Annotated in this window: 17 protein-coding genes; 10 read left to right on the top strand and 7 right to left on the bottom strand. The window is 40.1% G+C overall.

Annotated elements, in window-relative coordinates; translation table 11 throughout:
• Nucleotides 1-54: 54 nt before the first annotated feature.
• From GNF10_RS12420 to rtcA, 4 genes are all read right to left on the bottom strand, one after another.
• Complete coding sequence (locus GNF10_RS12420; protein ID WP_185581145.1) at nucleotides 55-1,185, bottom strand: glycosyltransferase family 1 protein; 1,131 nt, start codon at nucleotides 1,183-1,185, stop codon at nucleotides 55-57.
• A gap of 334 nt (nucleotides 1,186-1,519) precedes the next feature.
• Nucleotides 1,520-2,674, bottom strand: coding sequence for an NAD-dependent epimerase/dehydratase family protein (locus tag GNF10_RS12415; RefSeq protein WP_114083873.1), 1,155 nt, complete (start codon nucleotides 2,672-2,674; stop codon nucleotides 1,520-1,522).
• 433 nt (nucleotides 2,675-3,107) lie between these two features.
• Nucleotides 3,108-3,197: an EF-hand domain-containing protein gene (locus tag GNF10_RS12410; RefSeq protein WP_221644641.1), complete on the bottom strand. Its 90-nt coding sequence runs from the start codon at nucleotides 3,195-3,197 to the stop codon at nucleotides 3,108-3,110.
• Nucleotides 3,198-3,652: 455 nt separating this feature from the next.
• On the bottom strand, nucleotides 3,653-4,699 hold the full coding sequence (rtcA, locus tag GNF10_RS12405) for an RNA 3'-terminal phosphate cyclase (RefSeq protein ID WP_185585890.1): 1,047 nt from the start codon (nucleotides 4,697-4,699) through the stop codon (nucleotides 3,653-3,655).
• Nucleotides 4,700-5,562: 863 nt separating this feature from the next.
• Here rtcA and GNF10_RS12400 point away from each other — a divergent pair.
• The 5 genes from GNF10_RS12400 to GNF10_RS12380 all read left to right on the top strand — a co-directional run bounded on the left by GNF10_RS12400 (nucleotide 5,563) and on the right by GNF10_RS12380 (nucleotide 14,456).
• Nucleotides 5,563-5,703: a hypothetical protein gene (locus GNF10_RS12400; RefSeq protein WP_185585891.1), complete on the top strand. Its 141-nt coding sequence runs from the start codon at nucleotides 5,563-5,565 to the stop codon at nucleotides 5,701-5,703.
• Between the two features lie 187 nt (nucleotides 5,704-5,890).
• Complete coding sequence (locus tag GNF10_RS12395) at nucleotides 5,891-8,725, top strand: choice-of-anchor D domain-containing protein (protein ID WP_185585892.1); 2,835 nt, start codon at nucleotides 5,891-5,893, stop codon at nucleotides 8,723-8,725.
• A 1,365-nt stretch (nucleotides 8,726-10,090) separates the two neighbouring features.
• A complete protein-coding gene (locus tag GNF10_RS12390) occupies nucleotides 10,091-10,921 on the top strand; it encodes a squalene/phytoene synthase family protein (RefSeq protein ID WP_114082451.1) in 831 nt (276 codons plus the stop codon).
• Between the two features lie 403 nt (nucleotides 10,922-11,324).
• Nucleotides 11,325-12,929, top strand: a complete 1,605-nt coding sequence (locus GNF10_RS12385; protein ID WP_185585893.1) for a serine/threonine-protein kinase — start codon at nucleotides 11,325-11,327, stop codon at nucleotides 12,927-12,929.
• Nucleotides 12,930-13,733: 804 nt separating this feature from the next.
• Nucleotides 13,734-14,456 carry an FHA domain-containing protein gene (locus GNF10_RS12380; RefSeq protein WP_185585900.1) on the top strand — a complete coding sequence of 241 codons (723 nt, stop codon included), beginning with the start codon at nucleotides 13,734-13,736 and terminating at the stop codon, nucleotides 14,454-14,456.
• Nucleotides 14,457-14,675: 219 nt separating this feature from the next.
• Here the strand turns inward: GNF10_RS12380 and recA are convergent, their stop codons facing one another.
• Complete coding sequence (recA, locus tag GNF10_RS12375; RefSeq protein WP_179074924.1) at nucleotides 14,676-15,755, bottom strand: recombinase RecA; 1,080 nt, start codon at nucleotides 15,753-15,755, stop codon at nucleotides 14,676-14,678.
• Nucleotides 15,756-16,583: 828 nt separating this feature from the next.
• Between recA and GNF10_RS12370 the strand changes: the two genes are divergently transcribed.
• Both GNF10_RS12370 and GNF10_RS12365 read left to right on the top strand, forming a co-directional pair.
• Complete coding sequence (locus GNF10_RS12370; RefSeq protein ID WP_185585894.1) at nucleotides 16,584-17,405, top strand: hypothetical protein; 822 nt, start codon at nucleotides 16,584-16,586, stop codon at nucleotides 17,403-17,405.
• The gene (locus GNF10_RS12365) at nucleotides 17,398-18,063 is read left to right on the top strand and encodes a DUF262 domain-containing protein (protein WP_185585895.1); all 666 of its coding nucleotides are present in this window, start codon (nucleotides 17,398-17,400) and stop codon (nucleotides 18,061-18,063) included. The genes GNF10_RS12370 and GNF10_RS12365 overlap by 8 nt, the downstream gene beginning before the upstream one ends.
• A 303-nt stretch (nucleotides 18,064-18,366) precedes the next feature.
• Here GNF10_RS12365 and GNF10_RS12360 read toward each other — a convergent pair whose 3' ends face one another.
• Nucleotides 18,367-18,795 carry a type II toxin-antitoxin system VapC family toxin gene (locus GNF10_RS12360; RefSeq protein ID WP_185585896.1) on the bottom strand — a complete coding sequence of 143 codons (429 nt, stop codon included), beginning with the start codon at nucleotides 18,793-18,795 and terminating at the stop codon, nucleotides 18,367-18,369.
• On the bottom strand, nucleotides 18,788-19,021 hold the full coding sequence (locus GNF10_RS12355; RefSeq protein WP_185585897.1) for a hypothetical protein: 234 nt from the start codon (nucleotides 19,019-19,021) through the stop codon (nucleotides 18,788-18,790). The genes GNF10_RS12360 and GNF10_RS12355 overlap by 8 nt, the downstream gene beginning before the upstream one ends.
• A 141-nt stretch (nucleotides 19,022-19,162) precedes the next feature.
• On the opposite strand from GNF10_RS12355, the gene xseA reads away from it, so the two are divergent.
• From xseA to GNF10_RS38510, 3 genes are all read left to right on the top strand, one after another.
• Nucleotides 19,163-20,398, top strand: a complete 1,236-nt coding sequence (xseA, locus tag GNF10_RS12350) for an exodeoxyribonuclease VII large subunit (RefSeq protein WP_185585898.1) — start codon at nucleotides 19,163-19,165, stop codon at nucleotides 20,396-20,398.
• 42 nt (nucleotides 20,399-20,440) lie between these two features.
• Nucleotides 20,441-20,674 (top strand): exodeoxyribonuclease VII small subunit, encoded by a 234-nt coding sequence (gene xseB / locus GNF10_RS12345; RefSeq protein WP_185585899.1) that lies wholly within the window; start codon nucleotides 20,441-20,443, stop codon nucleotides 20,672-20,674.
• Nucleotides 20,675-21,054: 380 nt separating this feature from the next.
• Nucleotides 21,055-21,270, top strand: a complete 216-nt coding sequence (locus GNF10_RS38510) for a hypothetical protein (protein WP_260446297.1) — start codon at nucleotides 21,055-21,057, stop codon at nucleotides 21,268-21,270.
• Nucleotides 21,271-21,295: the final 25 nt, after the last annotated feature.

Raw genomic sequence — 21,295 nt, 5'->3', positions numbered from 1 at the left:
TAATTCTTCTTTCCCTGCCTCCCCTGCTACCTCATCTCCCCCATTCCCTACCTCTTATTTTGTCAACTTTTCAGAAAATATTATCTTTTGGTAGTAATCTTGTAGCTGATTAGTGGCAGCTGCCCAACCCCAACTTTCTGCTTCCTGACGAGCATTTTGACGGATGATGTCTCGTTGTTCTTTTTGTTCTAAGAGGCGAATAGTAGCAGCGATAGCTCCTTTAACATCTTCTGTTGGCTCAAAAAGATATCCATTTACCCCATCTGTTACAATATCAGGAATTCCCCCGGAACGGGCTGCTACCACAGGGCAGCCAGCAGCCATCGCTTCTAGTAGTACTAAGCCTAATGTTTCTGTACGGGAAGGGAAGATAAAGGCATCAGCACTCGCAAAGGCAGAACCTAATTCTTGCCCCATAAGATATCCAACAAAATAAGTATTTGTGCCAACAAAGTGTTTTTCCAGTGCTTGACGGTGTGGGCCATCTCCAACCAATGCTAATCGCGCTTCGGGAATTGCTTCTAAAATTGGTTTGATGCGCTCAATTTCTTTTTCAGCAGAAAGCCGCCCAACGTATAGTAGCAATGGATTTTCTGGATGATTTTGGGATAGACGCGATCGCATCTCTACACTAGCTAAATCGGGATGAAATAATTCCGTATCCACCCCGCGCTGCCATAAATCTACACGTTCAATGCCATGTCCTGTCAGTTCTTCCACCATTGCTGTGGAAGTACACAGATTCAAAGCTGCTTGATTATGAGCGCCTTTCAGCAGTTCCCAAAGAAAACCTTCTAGCATTCCCAAGCCGTAATGTTGAAGATATTGGGGTAAATGGGTATGGTAAGAGGCTATTAAGGGTATTTTGAGGATTTTGCTGTAGAATATGCCAGCTAAACCCAAGACGGCTGGATTTACAACATGAATCACCTCTGGCTTAAACTCTTCTAAAGCATATCCAATGGCTGGGCGGGGAAGTGCCATTTTCAATTCTGGATACAATGGCAGAGGAAAGCCAGTAATGCCGTAAACTTTAGCGCCTTTGTATTCAGTGATGCCTCCATCAGGGGCAATCACCAGCACTTGATTACCACTACGCTGTAGATGGTCAACAGTATGGCGCAGGCGTGTTACAATGCCGTCAACCTTGGGTAAAAAGGTTTCAGTAAATAGGGCAATTCTCATAAAAAAGTATTCAGTACAGGCAGATAATCTCAGCTTCAGAGTGCATTTTGCGATTAAACACAGAATAAACTGTCTCGTGTTCTGCAATCAATTTTGCACAGTCATAATAACTGTGCTAAACAGAAAATTTAGTAAGCTATAAAACATCTAATTCGCATAATCGAATTAAACATAACTCTTGTGGCGTGGGCAACATAAGCGCCCAGTTTATGCAATTTAAATATAGAACAGCTTGATAGCTGGATGATGCGCCTGATAAATAATAATTGATTGGTCGTCATATTGTGCTAAGACATGACGACCAATTTTAGACCCACGATTTACTGGGGTTTACCTAATTTCTGTGCCAAGAGACTTTGGGCATAATTTGCTTGTGATCGACTCGTTTCTGATACTTAATAGCAAAGTTTAACAGAGAATCGAGTAGAGAATCAGAGAGCAAGTGAGGCTGTAAACCTAAATCGAGCAATTTAGTGTTTTTAGCGTTGAAGTAATGTTCTTCTTTCTCAACTCTGGGATTATCTAAGTGATTGATTTCTACCTTCAATCCCATAGCGTTACCAGCATTTTTCACCATCAATGCCAAATCACCGACGCTGAATTGTTCGGTAAATTGGTTAAATACGCGGAATTCACCAGGTTGTGCAGGGTTAGCGATCGCTAATTCCACACATCGTACTGTATCCCGAATATCCAAAAACCCACGAGTTTGTCCACCTTTACCGTAGACAGTTAAGGGATGTCCAATTGCTGCTTGAATACAAAAGCGGTTTAGTGCTGTACCAAACACACCATCGTAATCCAGCCGATTAATCAATAGTTCGTCCATCCCCGTTTCTTCGGTTAAGACACCATAAACTACACCCTGATTTAAATCAGTTGCTCGCAATCCCCAAATCCGGCAAGCAAAGTGGATGTTATGACTATCATGAACTTTGCTTAAATGGTACATCGAACCAGGCTGCTTGGGATAAGGTAAGGTATCCTTGCGTCCATTGTGTTCAATGGTGATATACCCTTCTTCGATGTCGATGTTGGGTGTACCGTATTCACCCATCGTTCCCAGCTTCACCAAATGACAGTCCGGGAAATCCTCCCGCATGGCGTACAACAAGTTCAACGTCCCAACTACATTATTGACCTGGGTGAGAACTGCGTGTTCTCGGTCAATCATGGAAAATGGGGCCGAACGCTGCTCACCAAAATGCACTAGGGCATTTGGCTGAAATTGATGTAAGGTTTTGCTGAGAAATTCGTAATTCGTAATATCGCCGATGAACAAATCGATAGATTTACCCGTCAAATCTTGCCAGCGCTGGAGACGTTGTTGAGTTAGTGCGATCGGAGTGAGAGTTTCGACACCTAGTTCATTATCCCAGTGCCGCCGCACCAAACTATCTAAAATTCCAACTTCATAACCTCGATTGGAAAGGTAAAGAGCAGTTGCCCAACCGCAATATCCATCACCACCAATAACCAGGACTTTCATCTTCACCAGTTTTTACTCGCTGATAGCTAAATCTACCAGGTTTCTGTACCCTCTCAATCATCATTCTGGGAGAGATATAGATTTAGGCAGCTGTAGAGATGTTGTAACATAACATCTCTACACAAAATTATCGATTATGCAAATTTTTTAATTGAACTGGATTAGGACTTACGCAAACAATAGCCGAAACCCTAATTTTCTTTTAGGGGCAATAAGCGCTACGCGCAGGGTACGCGAACGCCAGTTCTGGCGTTGCTGATTCCATGTATGAAATGATTTTGCATAATACCAAAATCCTTGTAGAGACGTAGCAGTGCTACGTCTCTACATCCAGATTCATACTTTAATTCAGCAATGTCGCAGTTCTTTTATGTCGAACCCGCCCCACGTCAATTTCTTTGATTAAGTCACGCAACCCCGTTTTCGTGGGATTTTATCCTAGCGATCGCATTACCTCCCCCACTTCGTCGGTTGAGATTGCTCCGTTGCCGTCTACATCTAATACCTTGAAGGCTTGCCACAGCTTTTCTATTTATTGCTCATCAATCACAGTTTTATCGAAAATTGCATTTACCTTGTAAATTGGTCAGTTGCTTATTATTGCAACAAATGAAACTTTCTAGATAAAGTAAGTAGGTGAGAATAAATGAAAGCAAGTTAAGTAATGTAAAAATATTGAGATTATTAACCTTATTATTTATTGCAAGTTTGATTACCTTTATAATTTTTTTAAATGTAGTTTTTAATATTTTACGACTTACGCAAAACTAGACATAGTAGGTGCAATTCATGAATTGCACCTACCTGAGAATCAAGACTTTGACTATTGTTTACGTAAGTCCTATATTTATTAAAGTTATCTACTCAACGTTGCTGTTTTTAGTTTAAAATATAAAATGTAACAGTATAGATTTTAATTTTAAGCTAGTACTCTAAAGTACTTTATTATCAAGTACTACTAAAACAATATCACTTATTTCAACCAGTCAAACTCTTTACAGATACTATCTTTTCAGCTTCATTTACTGTAATTTGCGCTAGCCCAAACTGTTCAATCACTGCGGCATTTGTAGTCAAATGTCTACTTACTTCAGCCACCCGATACTGACTTTCTTGTGACGCTAAAGTAGCTGGCAATAATAACTGATCTGCTAAATGTTCATCCACTGCTGCGCCAGTATGATGAAATTCAAGCAGTTGCTGACAAGCAATTTCTGCAACTGTCTCCGCCGACAACCGTAAACGCCCGAATCCACCAAAGCCAGTTAAGCTGTTCTGATATTCAGCAGTTAAAAAAATACCCGCGCCAGGTGCCACACCTTTTTCTCGCAAAGTCTCTACACGAACTTTCAAATGCGCTTCCCGTAATAAATTCTCCGCACGATTCGCCATCCGTTGCGGAATATGAGAAGGTAGTTCCGTTACTGCTGCTATTCCTCGCACCTGTTTTAACTCTCCCCTTTCCAGCAAGTTGATCCCGCCGAGTTGAGTACCACCAATCACCTGCAACTCTATTTCTCCCCCACCTTGAGGAAACCACCCCCAAGCGCCTAACTTAACTTGGGCTTCTACTCCCATACGTTGCAGTATTGGCAGATAAACTTGCTCAATGTAGGTTACAGTCGGGCTAAAGTTTACATGAGTTCCACCCTTTAGTGTTACCTGAGAATTACCCGTTGCTAGTGCTAAGGGTAAGAGAATTGTCTGTAAAACAAGAGCGATCGCACCCGCAGAACCACCTTCTTGTGCTTTACTCACATCAAAGGTGTAAATTCCAGCTTGCACAGCACTACCTGGAATGAATTCCAACAGCATTGAACCCAAAGCATCACCCCGTAGTTGGGCATTACAAATTCTACCCGCAGCCCGAACTGCTGTTAAGTGTTGTGCTGCTAATCCTGGCTTTTTGCGTCCAGCGCGAATGCCTGTAATCCGTATGGGTTCACCAGTGATGGCGGCTAGACTTAAGGAAGTGCGAAGAACTTGTCCGCCTCCCTCTCCGTAGGAACCGTCAATTTCAATCATGGGCGATTTGGAGATGTTGGATTTTGGATTATCCGAAAAGTAAACGAGTCCACATTAACGCATCTTCTCAAAAGAAAAAATACTTAAGTATGACAGTGTTACAAGAACTATGAATCAATCGTACCCAAGTCATTTGACTTATCAACACTAGAAACTGCGATCGGGACTAATTCCGGCAGCGAAGGCGGTAGAGAAGGCATCGTCGCTATAAATAATAAGCAAGTTTAGTTAATATTTTGGCGATTTAGAAAAACCCTTTTCCTTCATGTGCGATCGCAACAACAAAGATTTATTTACCCTATTTACTAGATAATCGTTCTTTGGTGTAAGCGTAGCCTGCCGAATATTTAGACAAACTTCATCATATCCTCGCACAAAGCATTTTTCATTCCTAGATCACTGCAAATTAACAGGACTTCACCATTGCATCTCCATGTTTTTTTCAATTTGTTGTAAAAAAACTTACCATCTTCAGGACATTTACTGATATCAAGTACTATTTGTAAAGGTTAATTTTAAACAAGTTCACAAGGATTGAGTTACACCGCTTAGAACAGGTTCGGCTCAGTTGTTACATTAGTCCCCTTAAGTTAAGGGTTCAACTCACTAAATTTTCAACCAATTCAACTTTGACCACTGTAACTTTAAGTCCCCAGTTATCAGCCAGGGGTGCATTTTACCATACCGATTTAGCAACCTCCTGACCTCAGACAATGGATAAAGTTTAGAGGAATTATTATGCCAATTTATGATCGTTGTATTGAATATAGCAGATAGATAAAGCTAGCTCACCAAGAGCAGCGATCGAGGCTGCTACAGATGAAGATACGATTCAATTCGACTCCAACTCTAGCAATTACAGAATGTCTAATAACAAGCTCAAAGAAGATAGTAAACATCTCAGTCTTTGTGCTAAACATTCACGTGCTAATCGTTCGATTCCTGTTAATAACACACTAACGATCAACGGTATCTACATCCCCGATTTAACCATTAACGGTTAACAGAAAAAAATTTCAGTTTTACAACAGCGTTTCTATAACCGACGCGATTTCCAGTTGCGATCGAACAACTGTGACTGTCCTGAAAAGTCTAGATATATTACTCGTTCAAATAACTACTTAGCAACTGAATAAAGTTGCTGAGATTGTACTACCAATTTCCCCCCTTACACCCATTCGGAGTAAACAGATGGCTACATACTACGTTTCTGGAACAGGCAATGATAAATCTAATGGCTTAAGCCAGGGAGATGCATTTCGCAGCCTGCAAAAAGCTGCTGACTTGGTGAAGGCAGGTGATACAGTCTACGTGATGAATGGTACTTACACCTCGCCTTACGCCAATATCCTGAGTATTGCAAATAAGCAGGGTACGGCTAATGCACCTATCACCTTTAAGGCACTACCTGGACACACACCTGTTTTAGAAGCAAACGCAAAAAATTGGCAGGCTATATCAATTTCAGGCTCAACCTACATAGCAATTGAAGGCTTAACATTGGTAGGAAATCGGGACAATATTACATTAGAATATGCACTTAGCCAAAAAGACAATCTAAATAATCCAGCAACATCTGGAAATGGTATTTATGTTACGGCCAGCAGTAACAATCCAAATCAACATTCAAGCCATATCACAATTATTAATAATAATATTTCCAAGTTTCCAGGAGGAGGAATTGCAACATCAAAAGCAGACTACATTAGAGTAGAAAACAATGTCGTTACAGGAAATGCATGGTATTCACCTTATGGTACACAAGGTATTACCATGGTTAACCTTTGGAATTCCGATAAAAATACAACAGATTACAAAGTTATTATTAAAGGCAATACTGTTTTTGATAATCAATCATTAGTTCCTTGGAAGCAAGCAGGAAAAATAACTGAAGGTCATGGAATAATGCTTGACACTTCTTATGTTGGAGATGTTGCTTACACTGGTAAAGCTTTAATCAGTAACAACTTAACCTACAACAATGGCGGGGCAGGGATTCAGATTTTCAAAGGAGAAAACCCTGTAGACATTGTGAATAATACAATTTACCAAAATTCAAAAGTAATTTCAGACGGAGAAATTTTCCTTAACTATGCTAAAAATGTTCGAGTCTATAACAATATTCTGTATGGAAGCAAGGGAGAGTCTCTCATTGCCAGCAATCAGTCTACTAATCTTACATTCAACAATAACCTTGCTTATAACGGAGTTTTGAACGTTACAGGTTCAGGGAATATTTTAAACAAAAACCCATTGTTTGTTGATCCAGCGAATGGTAACTTTAGGCTAAAAGGAGGAAGTCCTGCAATTGATGGTGGTTCCAGCCTTTTCAATGGCATCACTACGAACACACCCCACGATGGCGATGGCAACGGCAGTGTATTAATTGATATTGGCGCATACGAAGCCCCCACCAATAAAACTCCTACCCCCGAAATTGAAGTTCTCGATGGCACAGTTGACATTGCAGATAACAGCACTACCGCTATTAACTTTGGCGAGGCCATTCTTGGCAGCACCCTAACCAAAACTTTTACCATTAAGAATACGGGTATCGCTGCACTCAACCTGACTAATCTCAAACTCCCAGACGGCTTTAGTTTGGTAGGAACTCTTCCAGCTACTTTGGCTGCCAAGACTTCGGCGAATATAACGGTGGCACTAAATACGACCACTACCGGAATCTACACTGGCAACTTAAGTTTAAGCAACAACGATGTTAACGAAAGCCCCTTTGACTTTACTATTAGTGGTAAAGTTACTGTTCCCGAAATTCAAGTTCTTAATGGCACAGTTGACATTGTAGATGGCAGCACCACTCCCATTGACTTCGGTGACGCTGCTTTCGGCAGCACCGTTACCAAAACTTTCACTATCAAGAACATTGGTCAAGCTCCGCTCAACCTGAGTACTCTCAAACTCCCCGACGGCTTTAGTTTGGTAGGAACTCTTCCAGCTACCTTGGCTGTCAAGACTTCGACGAGTATAAAGGTGGCACTCAATACGAAGACACCTGGAACCTATTCTGGCAGCTTCAGTTTGACTAACAACGATACTGATGAAAGCCCCTTTGACTTTGCCATCAAAGGTTCAGTTAAGCCCGCTCCTGCCCCCGAAATTCAAGTTCTCAATGGCACAGTTAACATTGCAGATGGCAGCACTACTCCCATTGACTTTGGCAACGTCGCTTTCGGCAGCACTGTTAACAAAACTTTCACCATCAAGAATATCGGTACAGCTACCCTCAACCTGAGTACTCTCACACTCCCTAACGGCTTTAGTTTGGTAGGAACTCGTCCATATAGCGTTACTGCCAATGGTTCGACGAGTATAACGGTGGCACTCAATACAAACACACCTACACCAGGAACCTATTCTGGCAGCTTCAGTTTGACCAACAACGATAGTGACGAAAGCCCCTTTGACTTTGCCATCAAAGGCACAGTTCAACCCGCTCTTGTGAACGAAATTTATCTTCTCAATGGCACTGATAATTCTGAGTACTTAAAAGGCAATGCCCCAGCCAACAAGATTTATGGCTTTGGGGGTACAGACACTATCGTAGGTAATCTAGGAAATGACCAACTTTTCGGAGGCGACGGAAACGATACTCTCTGGGGAGGTGATGGTAACGACCTGCTCTATGGCGATAGCGGTAATGACAAGCTTTCAGGTGACAACGGTAACGATACGCTATTTGGTGGTATCAGCGATGACCAACTATTAGGGGGCGCAGGCAATGACTGGCTTTATGGGGGTGCAGGCAATGATGTACTTACAGGGGGTTACGGCACTGACACCTTTGTGTTAGCTTCTGGTGAGGGTACGGACTCCATTACTGACTTTGCAATAGGTAATGACAGAATTGCCTTGTCAGGTGGTCTCAAGTTCGGTCAATTGTTGATACAGCAACAAGGAAGTCAAGCCTTCATTATGGATAGTTCTGACAATCAAGTGTTAGCGAAGTTGGATAATGTCACTGCAAGTATACTTTTGGCTCAACCTTCCACTTTCATCACTATTTAGTTGTAGTTTTTCACTCTCCCCCTAAAACAAGAGTTTGCAGTACAAGTAAAATTAGGGTTGACTCTTGTGTGGGAAAGTAAAAAATAGTTGTGCAGTTTTTACTGAACTTTAGACTAAATGAGGAATGGTCAAGAAAAAAAGGGGAGTCTGATTGAACACAGCTCCCCTTTTGGCAAAACCACTAAAATTGAAGTACTATTACTCGCCTGCCAACATGACACTTGCTAGACTTGAACAGTTTCGTCAAGTAGCTTACAAATATTTAGGTAGAGCCAAAGACCTGACCTTGGCGTTAACACGGACTTTATTCTATTCTGCCTCCTGAATTCTGTTTGATAAAAATAATTGCATCAAATCTTGAGCAAAGCCTTTGACTTTATTAACATATAAACTATATTTACCCCTCGGCTAACGCCGTCTCCCAAAGGCATAGCTACCGTGCATACACAAGTCGAGTTGGGAATCAAATGGACGGAAAAGAACGCAAAATTTTTTTAAAAATCCTTGATTTTCCGTTATAGCTCTATCAATAATCTGACATGATTGATAATCAGCTTGATAAACTCAAGACTTTGCCTAGTAAGGCTTGTATCTTACCAGGCAAGGTTTTTAGGACGTGTGTATACACCGTAAGGCATAGGGGGGACTACAGGGCAATCGGATTAAAAGCATCTTCATAGAGAATTGGTATAACTTATTACTACCACTAACTGGAGCAAAGGCAAGGTCAAGAGGGAACACAACTTGTTCCCAAAGTCATACAATAGCAATCAATACTATAGAAGTGATCGCTACCGAAGAAAACATTAACTGCAACTTTGAACTACTTGACAGCTATCTTGTTCCTCTAGACCTAAAATTAATGATGAGATTCAGCAAGAGTTAGAAGTAGTATATATGACTGCACTCACTAACGTATAAATACTGAAAAAACCGCCGTTGACCAATTTTGATCCAGATGTGTGTATACGCTTTCCCAGGCAAGGGCAATTTGATCCACTGAGTCACTTAGATTAACGCAGACTTAAAATACTTTTAAATCCCTAAAAGCAATGTTTGCTCATGGAAAAATTTTGCTTTAATCAACCAAATATTAGCATAATTCTTTATATCTACACTAAAACTTTATGAAAGCTATATCAAAGAACACTTAGATATTTTTGCAACCAAAAGCCTATATACTAGACTAGACTTTGATAAATTTGAGAGTTTTGTTAATTGCAACACCAAAAACTATTAATTTTTAGATGAAATACTAGCGTATCTTATAGTCTATAGTTTTTAAAGTTTAGTTAAAACTATATCCAGTATCATCAAAAAAACTGCAAACTTCATGTGGTGCAAAATCAATCGGGGAGTGGAAACATGAATTTACGTAGAGATGCATTGCAAATCCTCAAGGAAACTAGCCGAACTTTTTATATCCCAATTAGTCTTTTACCGCCAGGATTACAAGAAGCAGTAGCATCAGCATATTTGTGTATGCGTGCCATTGATGAAATTGAAGATCATCCCGAAATAGATAATGCGACTAAAGCAAAGCTGTTAAGAAGCATTAGCCTGACATTACAGGCAGGAGTTGATGGCTTCGCAGTAGAGGCTTTCTTTACAGGATTTAATGGGTATGAAAATACCTTAGAAGAAGTTACTCTGAGAATTAGAGAATGGTTGCTGCTAGCACCTGAGACTATTGCACCTCGAATTTGGGATGCCACTGCTGCAATGTCCGACCGAATGGCTTACTGGGCAGAAAGAAACTGGAAAATTTATACAGAATCTGATTTGGATCGTTATACCTTTGGGGTTGCAGGCGCAGTGGGATTGTTACTTTCGGACTTATGGACTTGGTACGATGGAACACAAACGAACCGTACCCAGGCGATTGGGTTTGGTCGCGGTTTGCAAGCAGTTAATATCCTGCGTAACCACACTGAAGATTTAAGGCGTGGGGTAGACTTTTTTCCAGAAGGTTGGAGTGCGGAAAATATGCAAGAGTATGCGCGGCGCAATCTAGCTCTGGCAGAAGCTTACACCAAAGACCTTCCTACCGGCCCAGCCTTAGATTTTTGCCAAATTCCCTTAACCTTGGCTAATGGCACTCTTGATGCTCTTGCTAACGGTAAAGAGAAACTCAGCCGCAGTGATGTTTTTGCACTTATCGAACAGCTAATTAGTGTGAATATGAAAGCGAGCTAAATAGTCTGTTAAAAACTAATGGAGATAATTCTAAATTGCCTCCAAATTCGGGCATCCAAAATCCTACAGCAATTTTTGTAGGATGGGCACTGCCCTCCAATACCAATTTTGGTTGAATCTTGGATGGAAACTTTGATGGGTTTCGAGTACAACTGGGATTTTGGATTCAAAGTCTAAGACTTTAACCTGTTCTAGCAATGTAAACAAGTAACTCAAACATTTATTAATATAAGTATAATCAATTGCATTATTTTTGCTACCGTTTACGTAATACCAGGTAAACTTTAGAAACTCTTCAAAGGATTTCCAGCAAAAATTACCTGGCAAGAATTGATTAATGTCTAAATAATTGAAAGAGAGTGTAACGCTCCCCGTGATTATTCGTGCAGCGAGTTGACAGAGCATGAGCTACTGCTTAAATCCTATCTGTCCCAATCCAGAAAATTTGGTAAATAGCCAAAGTTGTCAGTCTTGTGGCTCGCAACTACTGTTGCGCGATCGCTATCAGGTGATCAAACCATTAGGTCAAGGTGGCTTTGGAGCAACCTTCTTAGCCAACGATCAAGGCTTACCAGGAGAACCGAGTTGCGTAATCAAACAATTACGCCCATCAGGAAGCGCCCCACACGTTTTACAGATGGCTAGAGAACTCTTTGAACGAGAAGCCAAAACTCTAGGTAAGATTGGCAATCATCCCCAAGTACCAAGGTTGCTAGACTATTTTGAAGATCATGAACAATTCTACTTAGTTCAAGAATATATCAGTGGTGATACCTTGCAGGAGGAGGTCAAACTTAACGGCATCTTGACCGAAACTGGAGTCAAGCAATTCTTAAGCGAGATTCTACCACTTCTCCAATACATCCACGAGCAAAAGGTGATCCATCGTGATATCAAGCCAGCCAACTTAATTCGTCGCACTCAAGATGCCAGGATGGTACTTATCGACTTTGGTGCCGTCAAAAACCAAGTCACCCAAGGCGCGATCAGTCAATCAGGGCAAACAGCATTAACTGCTTATGCGATTGGTACTCCTGGTTTTGCACCTCCAGAGCAAATGGCTATGCGTCCAGTCTATGCCAGTGATATTTATGCTCTGGGAGTGACATGTATTTATTTACTGACTAGCAAAACTCCTAAAGATTTAGATTACAATCCCAACACTGGCGAGATGATGTGGGAGCAACTTGTGCAAGTGAGCGATCACTTGAGCAATGTATTACGAAAGATGTTAGAGGTTTCTGTACGTAATCGCTATCAGTCAGCCGCAGAAGTTCTTAGAGCATTGGAAATAGAACCATACTTAGAAAGTTTAGCAAAGGGTTTACTGATTAAATCAGATACTGGTTCTAAAGAGCGAACACACAACTACCTGGAAAATTCTGCTGTTTTATGTAACAACTCTTCTGTTGCTGCCACCAGTGCAGGAGTGGCACAGGTAGCGGCAGCAATTCGTGCCAGACGAGCTAAAGCAGCAGAAGCTGCTGGATCACACCAGGGTTCTGGGATGGGCAAATCAACCACTTTAGCTAACAGCAACAGTAATGGTTTGCAAGTTCAAAATTCTAAAGTTGAGCGTAAGTTAGATACCCAAAGTTTGTTAACCGCTTATCAAAAGGGAAGACGAGATTTTGCTCTTCACAATTTAAGTTTGTTGAACCTGCAAGGTGCTGACTTATCAGGAACAAATTTCCATTCTACTCAATTGCAAAAAACTAATCTCCAGGGAGCTAATCTTCACAATAGTGACTTTGGCAGAGCCAGCCTTAGTAAAGCAAATCTCAAGGATGCTAATTTGACCAAAGCATACTTTAACCATGCTGATTTAGAAGGGGCAGACCTGCGAGGTGCAGACCTCAGTAATGCTTATCTCAGCAATGCTAACCTGCGAGGAGCTAATCTATGTGGTGCTAATCTCACTAGTGCCAAAATTTCTGATGAGCAGCTAGCACTAGCAAAAACAAATTGGATGACCATCCGCCCCAATGGTAAACGAGGCTTATTGTAAGTTGAAAGTTGACATTTTGGAGCCAGTGACTTGCTCTGGCTTCCAGACTATTTCCCTACTTTTTAAGGAGGCTTAAAGAGGATAAAGCCTTAATTTAAACTGTATTATTTCACAAGGCTTCGATTTTATTATTGGCTTGATAAATTAACTCTTATTTTTCTTGATAAAACTCAGATTTATTCAGAATTTACCAATTAGGTGAGAGATCGCAATTTTATTTGATTTGTGAGAATTGGAACCCGCAGATCCCCGAAAACTTTTATAAAATCGGGGATGTTTTTTATCATACAATACGCTTGGGTTAAGCATAAGCGTTAACCTTCTCCCTTGCAGACGCTACACGAACGGGAAATAAGCTATGTTTCTGAACTCAACCTACGCCAGTTTTAGTTTTTAGCCTTAACCCAAGCGTATTGGTTTATCATGAACAACTCAGAATTTTTATAGTTGGTTCGCTCAATAGCGATCGCTCTTGCAAATATGAAGAAATATCTAATTATCTAGCAAAAATACGGAAACGATTAGCAATTCTTCATCAAATCTTTATAATTTTCATCTGTTACAAATAACAAATGATTATTTACAATAAACAATAAAGCATCACAATAGTTTTTCCTAGATATTTCTATGCTTCTTATTGCTATAAACGACAGGGGATCTTGTAAGTAAAAGCTGTAAGATATAACGCTCTTAAGCCATTAAAGTTTTCAGATGGCAGCAGAAAGTGAAAAATTAATTATCCCTGATTGTAGGCTTAAGCAGAATAGTCATAACCGAAATCAGGTAATACAAGGTTTATATATCATGGCTGACTTTGCACAAACAGAAATAGAACGGCGATTAACTTTATATCAAGTATTCCTTAAGTTGTATGAACACCACAGCAGCCTTCTAGATGAAATTCTTCAACTAGAAAACCTATCTCAACCGTCGTTGAAAAAGATGAAGGTACGTTACGTACATGGTGTAGTGGATACGTCTACTGTTTATTTGATGACTAACTTGTGCGACAATCAGACCCAAAGTCTACGACAGTCACAGCAGATATGGACAATAGGTCGTAATCAGAACAGTGGTATTTGCATTGCTGATAATTATATGTCTCGTCGCCACGCGGCTATTCAATATATTGACGATCAAGGCTTCTATTTCATAGACTTCAACAGTACCAATGGCTCATTTGTGAATGGCGATCGCGCTTTAGAGCCGATCAAGCTCGAAGATGGCGATCGCATCCGTCTAGGCAATATGACTTTTGATTTTTTTGTGAATTATACGTGCCGTGTTTTGCCAACTGTAGCAATGGAGTTATTGATGCAGCTTGTGCATCGTAAAAATGACAATCAAGTAGAAATACTTTCTTTTCCGCGTGATAAACAAAAATATATACCTGAGAAAGTAGATGAGAATTTAGAGATTTTCCGAAATTCCCGACTATTTGAGAAGCTTGAACATTATTATGACAACTTCAGTTCAGAACAGAAATCAGAAATTTTAGACCGCTTTTTTAGCAGACAAATACCATAAAATCCCAGTTAAAAAATTGAAAATTGCCATAATTTTCAATTTGGTGAAATATATACAATTCGTAGGGGCACAACAATTAACATTGTTGTGCCCCTACTTTTACCTGATTAGAACTAGAAATGCCTAACGAATAACTGATCAATCCTTTACAAAAAGTGGGTTAGCTATTTTTGGAACCCACTACATATTCAAAATTTCAGATTAATAAATCCACATTCCTTATTCTTCTGGTTCTAAATCGACATCTTCCTCTTCATCTTCTTCACTGGCTTTAGCTACAGAGTTAGCAGAAACAACAGCGCCTTTATCTAGCTTTTCACGCACCAGTTTCTTAATTTCTTCAGCGAATTCAGGCTTTTCTTCTAGATACTTAATGGCGTTGTCTCGTCCTTGGGAGATATTATCGCCATTGTAACTATACCAAGCCCCCTTGCGGACAATAATGGAAGTTTCTTCTGCCAAGTCTACAATACAACCCAAGGTAGAAATCCCTTTACCAAAAATTATGTCAAATTCCGCTATTCTGAAGGGCGGCGCTACTTTATTTTTGGCGACTTTGACTTTAACGCGATTACCAAATTCATCTGTACCTTTCTTCAAGGTTTGAATTCGACGAATATCCAAACGCACCGAAGCGTAAAATTTCAATGCATTACCTCCAGTCGTGGTTTCTGGGCTACCGTAGGTAACACCGATTTTTTGCCGCAACTGGTTAATGAAAATTACTGTACAACCAGATTTACCAATGTTGCCCGTAATTTTACGCAGGGCTTGGCTCATCAACCGCGCTTGCAAACCAACGTGAATATCACCCATATCGCCTTCAATTTCAGCACGGGGAACCAGTGCTGCTACTGAGTCAATGACTACAATATCAACCGCAGCAGAGCGTACAAGCTGATCGACAATTTCCAAAGCTGATTCACCAGTGTCAGGTTGGGAAATCAGCAAATTGTCAATATCTACACCCAATGCCGCAGCATAAGTAGGATCAAGGGCGTGTTCAGCATCAACGAAGGCAGCAATACCGCCATTTCTTTGCACTTCGGCGAGCGCGTGTAGCGCTACTGTAGTTTTACCGGAACTTTCCGGGCCATAAATTTCTATGACCCGACCCTTGGGTAAACCACCACCCAATGCTAAATCTAGGGTAAGCGCTCCACTAGAAATTGTTTCCACCCGCATCCGGGTAGCGTCACCCAGGCGCATGATTGCCCCTTTACCAAAGCTGCGCTCAATCTGGTTTAGCACCATAGTCAGTGCTTTTTGCTTGCCGGAAGTATCGGTGTTGATAGCCATTTCTGCCTCTAATGCCTCTAATCTAAATATATGGTTTTAAGGAGTGTCGGTGTCGGAGTTTGAGTAGAACAGATATACTATTTTAACCAGAAAATTCTGGAATAGGACTTCTCAAATCAAAAAAGGGTGTGACAAGATCGTAACTCGATCGCTACCAGATTAGGGTAGTTTTGCACAATGATACCAACTTGCATTCAGAGATAGCTTTTTTGGCTGGGTAAGCAAGGGTTTCAAAGAAAAATAAATTACCTAAACAACCCTGTCAGTAGAACCGTACTTGTGAGTATTTGCGGAGGTTGCTCAATTAGGAGCGATCGCCATGCCAATCAGCATATCATCGGTAAGGGCTTCATTGGTCAAAGGGAAGAGATAGACGGCTTGTAGTTTAGTGTTGAAGGGATTTCAATTAGGCAATTTCCAGCTACCAGATGTTTGGCTTGCACTTCGGTTTACTTGAGGGGGAAGGCAATTTGCTGTTGTTTAGGAGTTTGAATGTATGAGTACAGGGTTGGCGTTCTAGGGTATGAGTTATATTAGTAACCTCACGCTATAGTTTTCTGTATGTAACATCAGTATGTTTGTCTAATGGAAATGCCCAGTGCTTAGTTTAGTGATGATTGAATGTGAAATACCGCTTTTCGCTAGAAGATATGCTGTAATTCTTAGTCTAATTCATCGTATAGCGTAATATTTTATAATTTATCAGCCTATCCACTCAGATCCGAATTATTGATAAGTTTCAGTTAAAATCTCATAGATGTTAAAGATAGCCTGTCTTGACGCTGAGTTGAGCTATTAGGTAGGTTGAAGTCATAAGAGAGAGGTAAAATGGAAAACAAGATCAGCTTAGAAGAGTACAAAGAATGGGCAAAGCATAGTCTATCAAGTGATTTTAATGATCCGAGAATTGAAAGGCTTTATGAAACAAATACAAGTAATATCTACAATGCAATAATGCAGCATAAGTTTTTTGTTTTTTTCTCAACTCAGGCTTCAATTTGGAAAACAGAATATAGTCAGAAAACCTCTTCAGAACTTTTCATGAATAGCCATGAGGTAAAAATGGTTACGAAACCGTATTTGTCTGCTATTGAAAAAACATATAGATTGAATATTCTATGGAATAAAAACTTTCCAGGATTGCCTAAAAATGGCTGGATAAATCACCAAAATATGTTTACCCAGTTCAATGATATTGTTCGTTGTACTTTGGTGTGCCGATTTATAGATGGGCCTGGTTTTGTTGCAAATAGGATTATTGAATATGCAAAATTTCATAAATTAAAGTACAGAAAATATAGCCAAGAACGTGATGATGGATACTATGCGTATCATGTTTATGTTTCATTTCCTGCAAAGATTTATGATATAGACTGGAATGCAGAAGATATCAATATTGAAGCAGAGATACAGATAACAACTCAATTACAAGAAGTATTAAAGGAATTAACGCACAAATTTTATGAGAAACAACGCATTTCTCAGGATAAAGATACAAGTAAGTGGAAATGGGATTTTTCGTCCAGTCGTTTTAAAGTAGGTTACTTAAGCCATACTCTACATCTTTTAGAGTCAATCATTTTAGAATCAAGAGAGAAAGTGCTAGAGGGTAGTTTAATTGATGATGTAGAGGAGGATAACAATGGCTAGAAATTACATTATTGCCTACACACTTAATAATATTTTTCACATGATGGAAAATGGTAGCCTTACAGTTCCTGCTTTCCAACGTCCATACGTATGGAGTACAAAAGCGGTTAAAGACCTTTTTGAGAGCATTAACAGTGGTTATCCAATTGGAATGCTAATAGCAGTCGAACATGATTCAGATCATTTCGAGAGTGCCTCTAGTGAATTGAGTTTGTTCCCAAAAGCTGACTTAAATAAGTTTGTCTCGTCGAAAATACTTTGGATATTAGATGGTTCTCAAAGACTAACTGCTCTCTATAATGTTTTTTTGGGAAATAATGAACGTTTTACACTTCTATACGATTTAGAACAAAAAAAGTTTATTTTTCCGCAAGAAGGGCAAGATAAAACTAAATTATTGAATATGTCATCACTCTTCAAAACTGAAGAGTTTATGCAGAGGCAGGCTAATATTGCAAAATTTGATGATAATGAAGCATTATTAGATGAATTATATGCAGTACACAATAGGTTCAAAGATTATCAAGTTCCTATTCAAGTAGTTGCAGAAGTAAGCGATAAAGACATAGTTAATATTTTTGCTGCACTGAACACCTCTGGAATAACTCTCAGCAAAGATGAGATTAAACGAGCAATGAAGTATAAAAAGTCTAATTAAATCTCGGTAATATTGACCTAGAAATAGGTAATCACATTTAGTGATAAAATAAATTTTCAGCACTAACTATTTGTCAAGTTATTGTAATTATTAGCTGAGGAGAGATCACAATTAAACCTTGCTTACAGTCTGCTCATCTCTTGCAACCGAAATTTGCAAGAGATGAGCAGATATGGTTTTTGAACAAGCTGCTTAAGTTACGTTGAGTCCGTCCAAAATGATTAGTACGAAGGCTTTTATATCTGTATTAGAGAATTTAGCTAATGGCTAAACTTGATGCCACTTCATCCATCACCATTGTCACTATAAACGCCAGTTATCTAGCCTTAGTGAATAATCTAAATCCTGAATCCTTCGATAATGAGATAAATTACCAGTAACTAAAGTTAGATTATGATGGATGGCAATTGCTGCAATCATACAATCAGGATAACCAATTCTTTTTCCGGTTGTCTCTAAATCAGCGTAGATTTTTCCTGCTAATACTGCTTCTGTTAAGTCAAAGGATAATATTTCCTGTGAAGCCAGTATAGTTAAAAATTGCTGAAGACGTTTTTCTTGCTTACGTTTTTGCCAGCCTTCTACAATTTCCATGACTGTAATTGCAGAAATGGTATATTTATCAAACTGATTTAAGTAACTATTGGCTTTGACAATAATACGAGGATTTACTCGTTTAATAATTTCTGAAAGAATATCCGTATCAAGTAGGGACTTTTCTACTTTATTCATCTGCTCCAGGATATCCTCTTTTTTCCATCGCCTCAGCAACAATTTCATCAACAATTTCTGGAACATCAGCATATAATCCCATTAAAGGATCGTTTTTCTCCTGAACTTCTGCTAAACGTTCAATTACGTGACTAATCAATTCTGATAAGGTTGATTGATTGACTATTGCCAGAGTTTTTGCTCGTTCAAAGGTGAGTCTGTCTAGTTCAAGTTCTATTTTTTCCATTATCGTTTTAAACTCTATATAGTGATTAATTTAAGTCTAATAGATTTTTGGGATATTTTCAGTTTGATTATTCAACAAAATAGTTATCAATTAATGTTATTTGCTAAGATTTGATTAGGCTTTTGCTTTTGTATATCTTTGATGACTTTCGACCTTCCCGACTCTCTGATTCTCGATACAGCGCTTTCAGTTTCTGGATTAACTGACTATATCCGTTTTCTGTTAGAGCAAGATGAACAATTGCGGCAAGTTTGGGTAACTGGCGAAGTTTCCAGTGCTAACCACCATCGCAGTGGTTTATTTTTTACGCTGCAAGATACCGATCGCACCGCCGGAATTAAATGTGTGGTATGGAATAGCCAATTGCCAAAACTCGCCCAAATGCCAGTTGCCGGTGAGCAAATAATTATTTTGGGTAGTATTCGCCTATATCCACAACGGGGAGAGTATCAGTTATCAGTTTGGCAAACTTTACCTGCTGGTGTTGGTTTACAGGCGTTGCGCTATCAACAACTCAAAAATCGCTTGCTGGCAGAGGGATTGTTCGACGCGCAAAGAAAGCGATCGCTCCCCATCCATCCCCAAACGATCGCTGTTGTCACTTCCCCAACGGCTGCTGCTTGGGGTGATATTCAAAAAACTCTCAAGCAAAGGTATCCAGGTTTACACGTTTTATTTTCTCCGGCGACAGTACAAGGTGAGCAAGCGCCTGAATCTATCGTGAATGCAATTGAGCGAGTGGAAAGAGATGGCCGCGCCGAAGTGCTAATTTTATCGCGGGGTGGTGGCGCGGTGGAAGAGTTAGCCTGTTTTAATGATGAACGAGTGGTGCGATCGCTGGCTAGTTGTTCTATTCCTGTAATTACTGGTATCGGCCATCAACGAGATGAATCTTTAGCAGATTTAGTCGCAGATGTATGTGTGCATACACCCACTGCGGCGGCGGAAATGGTTGTGCCATCACTTTCAGAGTTGTATACTGATCATCGGCAGCGAGTTGTGGCTTTATATGAGGCGGTGCATGACTCTGGGGAAAATGCTGAAAGTAAACTGCAAGGATTACGGAATCGTTTGCGACGTTTGCGGTTAGATCGGCAAGTGCAGCAGGAGGTGGAAAAGCTAACTTGGAAGCGTCAGCATTTGGTGCAAATTACGATTGGGCGATCGCAGCAAGCGGCGCAGTATTTAGAATTATTGCGGCAAAAGTTGGCTAGTCTTGACCCGAAAGCAGTGTTACAGCGTGGTTATGCGGTGGTGAGAAAGGAAGATGGCGCGATCGCTCGTTCGACGGCGGAGTTGGCTGTGGGAGAAGATTTGTTGATTCAGTTGGGGCAGGGTGGGGTTAGAGTGAAGGTTGTAGAAGTAAACGAACCGTAGAAGTAAACGAACCGCAGAGGCGCAGAGGGCACGGAGAGATTAATGGTTAAACGTAAAAGTGCTTCTAGTTCTGATTCGATGGAAGGTTGGAATTATGAGGCGAAGGTTGCTGAAATAGAGGGAATTATTACTCGCATTGAGACGGGTGAGTTAGAATTGGAAGCGGTGTTTGACCAATTTGCCAGTGCTGTTGAGTATTTGCGTCAGTGTGAAAGTTTTTTGCAGCAGCGACAGCAGCAGGTGGATTTGTTGATTGAAACATTAAGCGAAGAATAGAAGCCAGATTTTTTAGTCTAGGTAGTTCACTAAGTTAAATATAATTAAAAAGCTAAACTGGTTAAAATAATCCGTAATACTTCTCTACGAGAGGCTGTGCCTTAAGCGTAGCTATGCCGCAGGCTTTACGGCTACGCTCAGTACAAGTTCGTAATTCGTAATTCGTAATTAAGTTTTCTAATCGGGATTTTACCCCAACACAAAACTTACTTATTTATTGAACCGGGGGACTTAAACCCACGGACAGAAGTTAAAAATAAATAATTTTTAGTATCAATATTTTTTAGCAATTTTCCACTTTCACTCATATTTAAATCTTCCCAATCCCCAATCCCCAATCCCTAATTCAGAGTTCCAATGAGGAGTTTGAGAAGCTAAGAATGACTGATGAGACGATTGATTTAACGAACTGCGATCGCGAACCGATCCACATTCCAAATCTGATCCAGCCTCACGGAGTTTTACTGGTTTTGCAAGATCCCACCTTGGAAATCATTCTGACTTTTCACGGGATGTGGAAAAGAAAGAATGGTTCGCGATACTCTATCGCGAACCAATTCCTATTCTTTATTATATTTGGAAGTTTCTTCGACTAAATCTTTTAAACCCTGTCTGAGAGCC

The sequence above is a fragment of the Nostoc sp. UCD121 genome, from assembly GCF_014222285.1.
In the GTDB taxonomy this organism is placed as follows: domain Bacteria; phylum Cyanobacteriota; class Cyanobacteriia; order Cyanobacteriales; family Nostocaceae; genus Nostoc.
Note: the sequence above shows the minus strand (reverse complement) of the source record. Positions and strands in the feature narration are given on the sequence as shown.

Bases quoted from the DNA above. Each gene is read 5' to 3' on its own strand.
- GNF10_RS12385 (WP_185585893.1), top strand. From the start codon at position 11,325: ATGAGCTACTGCTTAAATCCTATCTGTCCCAATCCAGAAAATTTGGTA.
- xseB (WP_185585899.1), top strand. From the start codon at position 20,441: ATGGTTAAACGTAAAAGTGCTTCTAGTTCTGATTCGATGGAAGGTTGG.
- GNF10_RS38510 (WP_260446297.1), top strand. From the start codon at position 21,055: ATGACTGATGAGACGATTGATTTAACGAACTGCGATCGCGAACCGATC.
- GNF10_RS12365 (WP_185585895.1), top strand. From the start codon at position 17,398: ATGGCTAGAAATTACATTATTGCCTACACACTTAATAATATTTTTCAC.
- rtcA (WP_185585890.1), bottom strand. From the start codon at position 4,699: ATGATTGAAATTGACGGTTCCTACGGAGAGGGAGGCGGACAAGTTCTT.
- GNF10_RS12360 (WP_185585896.1), bottom strand. From the start codon at position 18,795: ATGAATAAAGTAGAAAAGTCCCTACTTGATACGGATATTCTTTCAGAA.
- GNF10_RS12395 (WP_185585892.1), top strand. From the start codon at position 5,891: ATGGCTACATACTACGTTTCTGGAACAGGCAATGATAAATCTAATGGC.
- GNF10_RS12355 (WP_185585897.1), bottom strand. From the start codon at position 19,021: ATGGAAAAAATAGAACTTGAACTAGACAGACTCACCTTTGAACGAGCA.
- xseA (WP_185585898.1), top strand. From the start codon at position 19,163: ATGACTTTCGACCTTCCCGACTCTCTGATTCTCGATACAGCGCTTTCA.
- GNF10_RS12400 (WP_185585891.1), top strand. From the start codon at position 5,563: ATGTCTAATAACAAGCTCAAAGAAGATAGTAAACATCTCAGTCTTTGT.
- GNF10_RS12370 (WP_185585894.1), top strand. From the start codon at position 16,584: ATGGAAAACAAGATCAGCTTAGAAGAGTACAAAGAATGGGCAAAGCAT.
- recA (WP_179074924.1), bottom strand. From the start codon at position 15,755: ATGGCTATCAACACCGATACTTCCGGCAAGCAAAAAGCACTGACTATG.
- GNF10_RS12380 (WP_185585900.1), top strand. From the start codon at position 13,734: ATGGCTGACTTTGCACAAACAGAAATAGAACGGCGATTAACTTTATAT.
- GNF10_RS12415 (WP_114083873.1), bottom strand. From the start codon at position 2,674: ATGAAAGTCCTGGTTATTGGTGGTGATGGATATTGCGGTTGGGCAACT.
- GNF10_RS12390 (WP_114082451.1), top strand. From the start codon at position 10,091: ATGAATTTACGTAGAGATGCATTGCAAATCCTCAAGGAAACTAGCCGA.
- GNF10_RS12420 (WP_185581145.1), bottom strand. From the start codon at position 1,185: ATGAGAATTGCCCTATTTACTGAAACCTTTTTACCCAAGGTTGACGGC.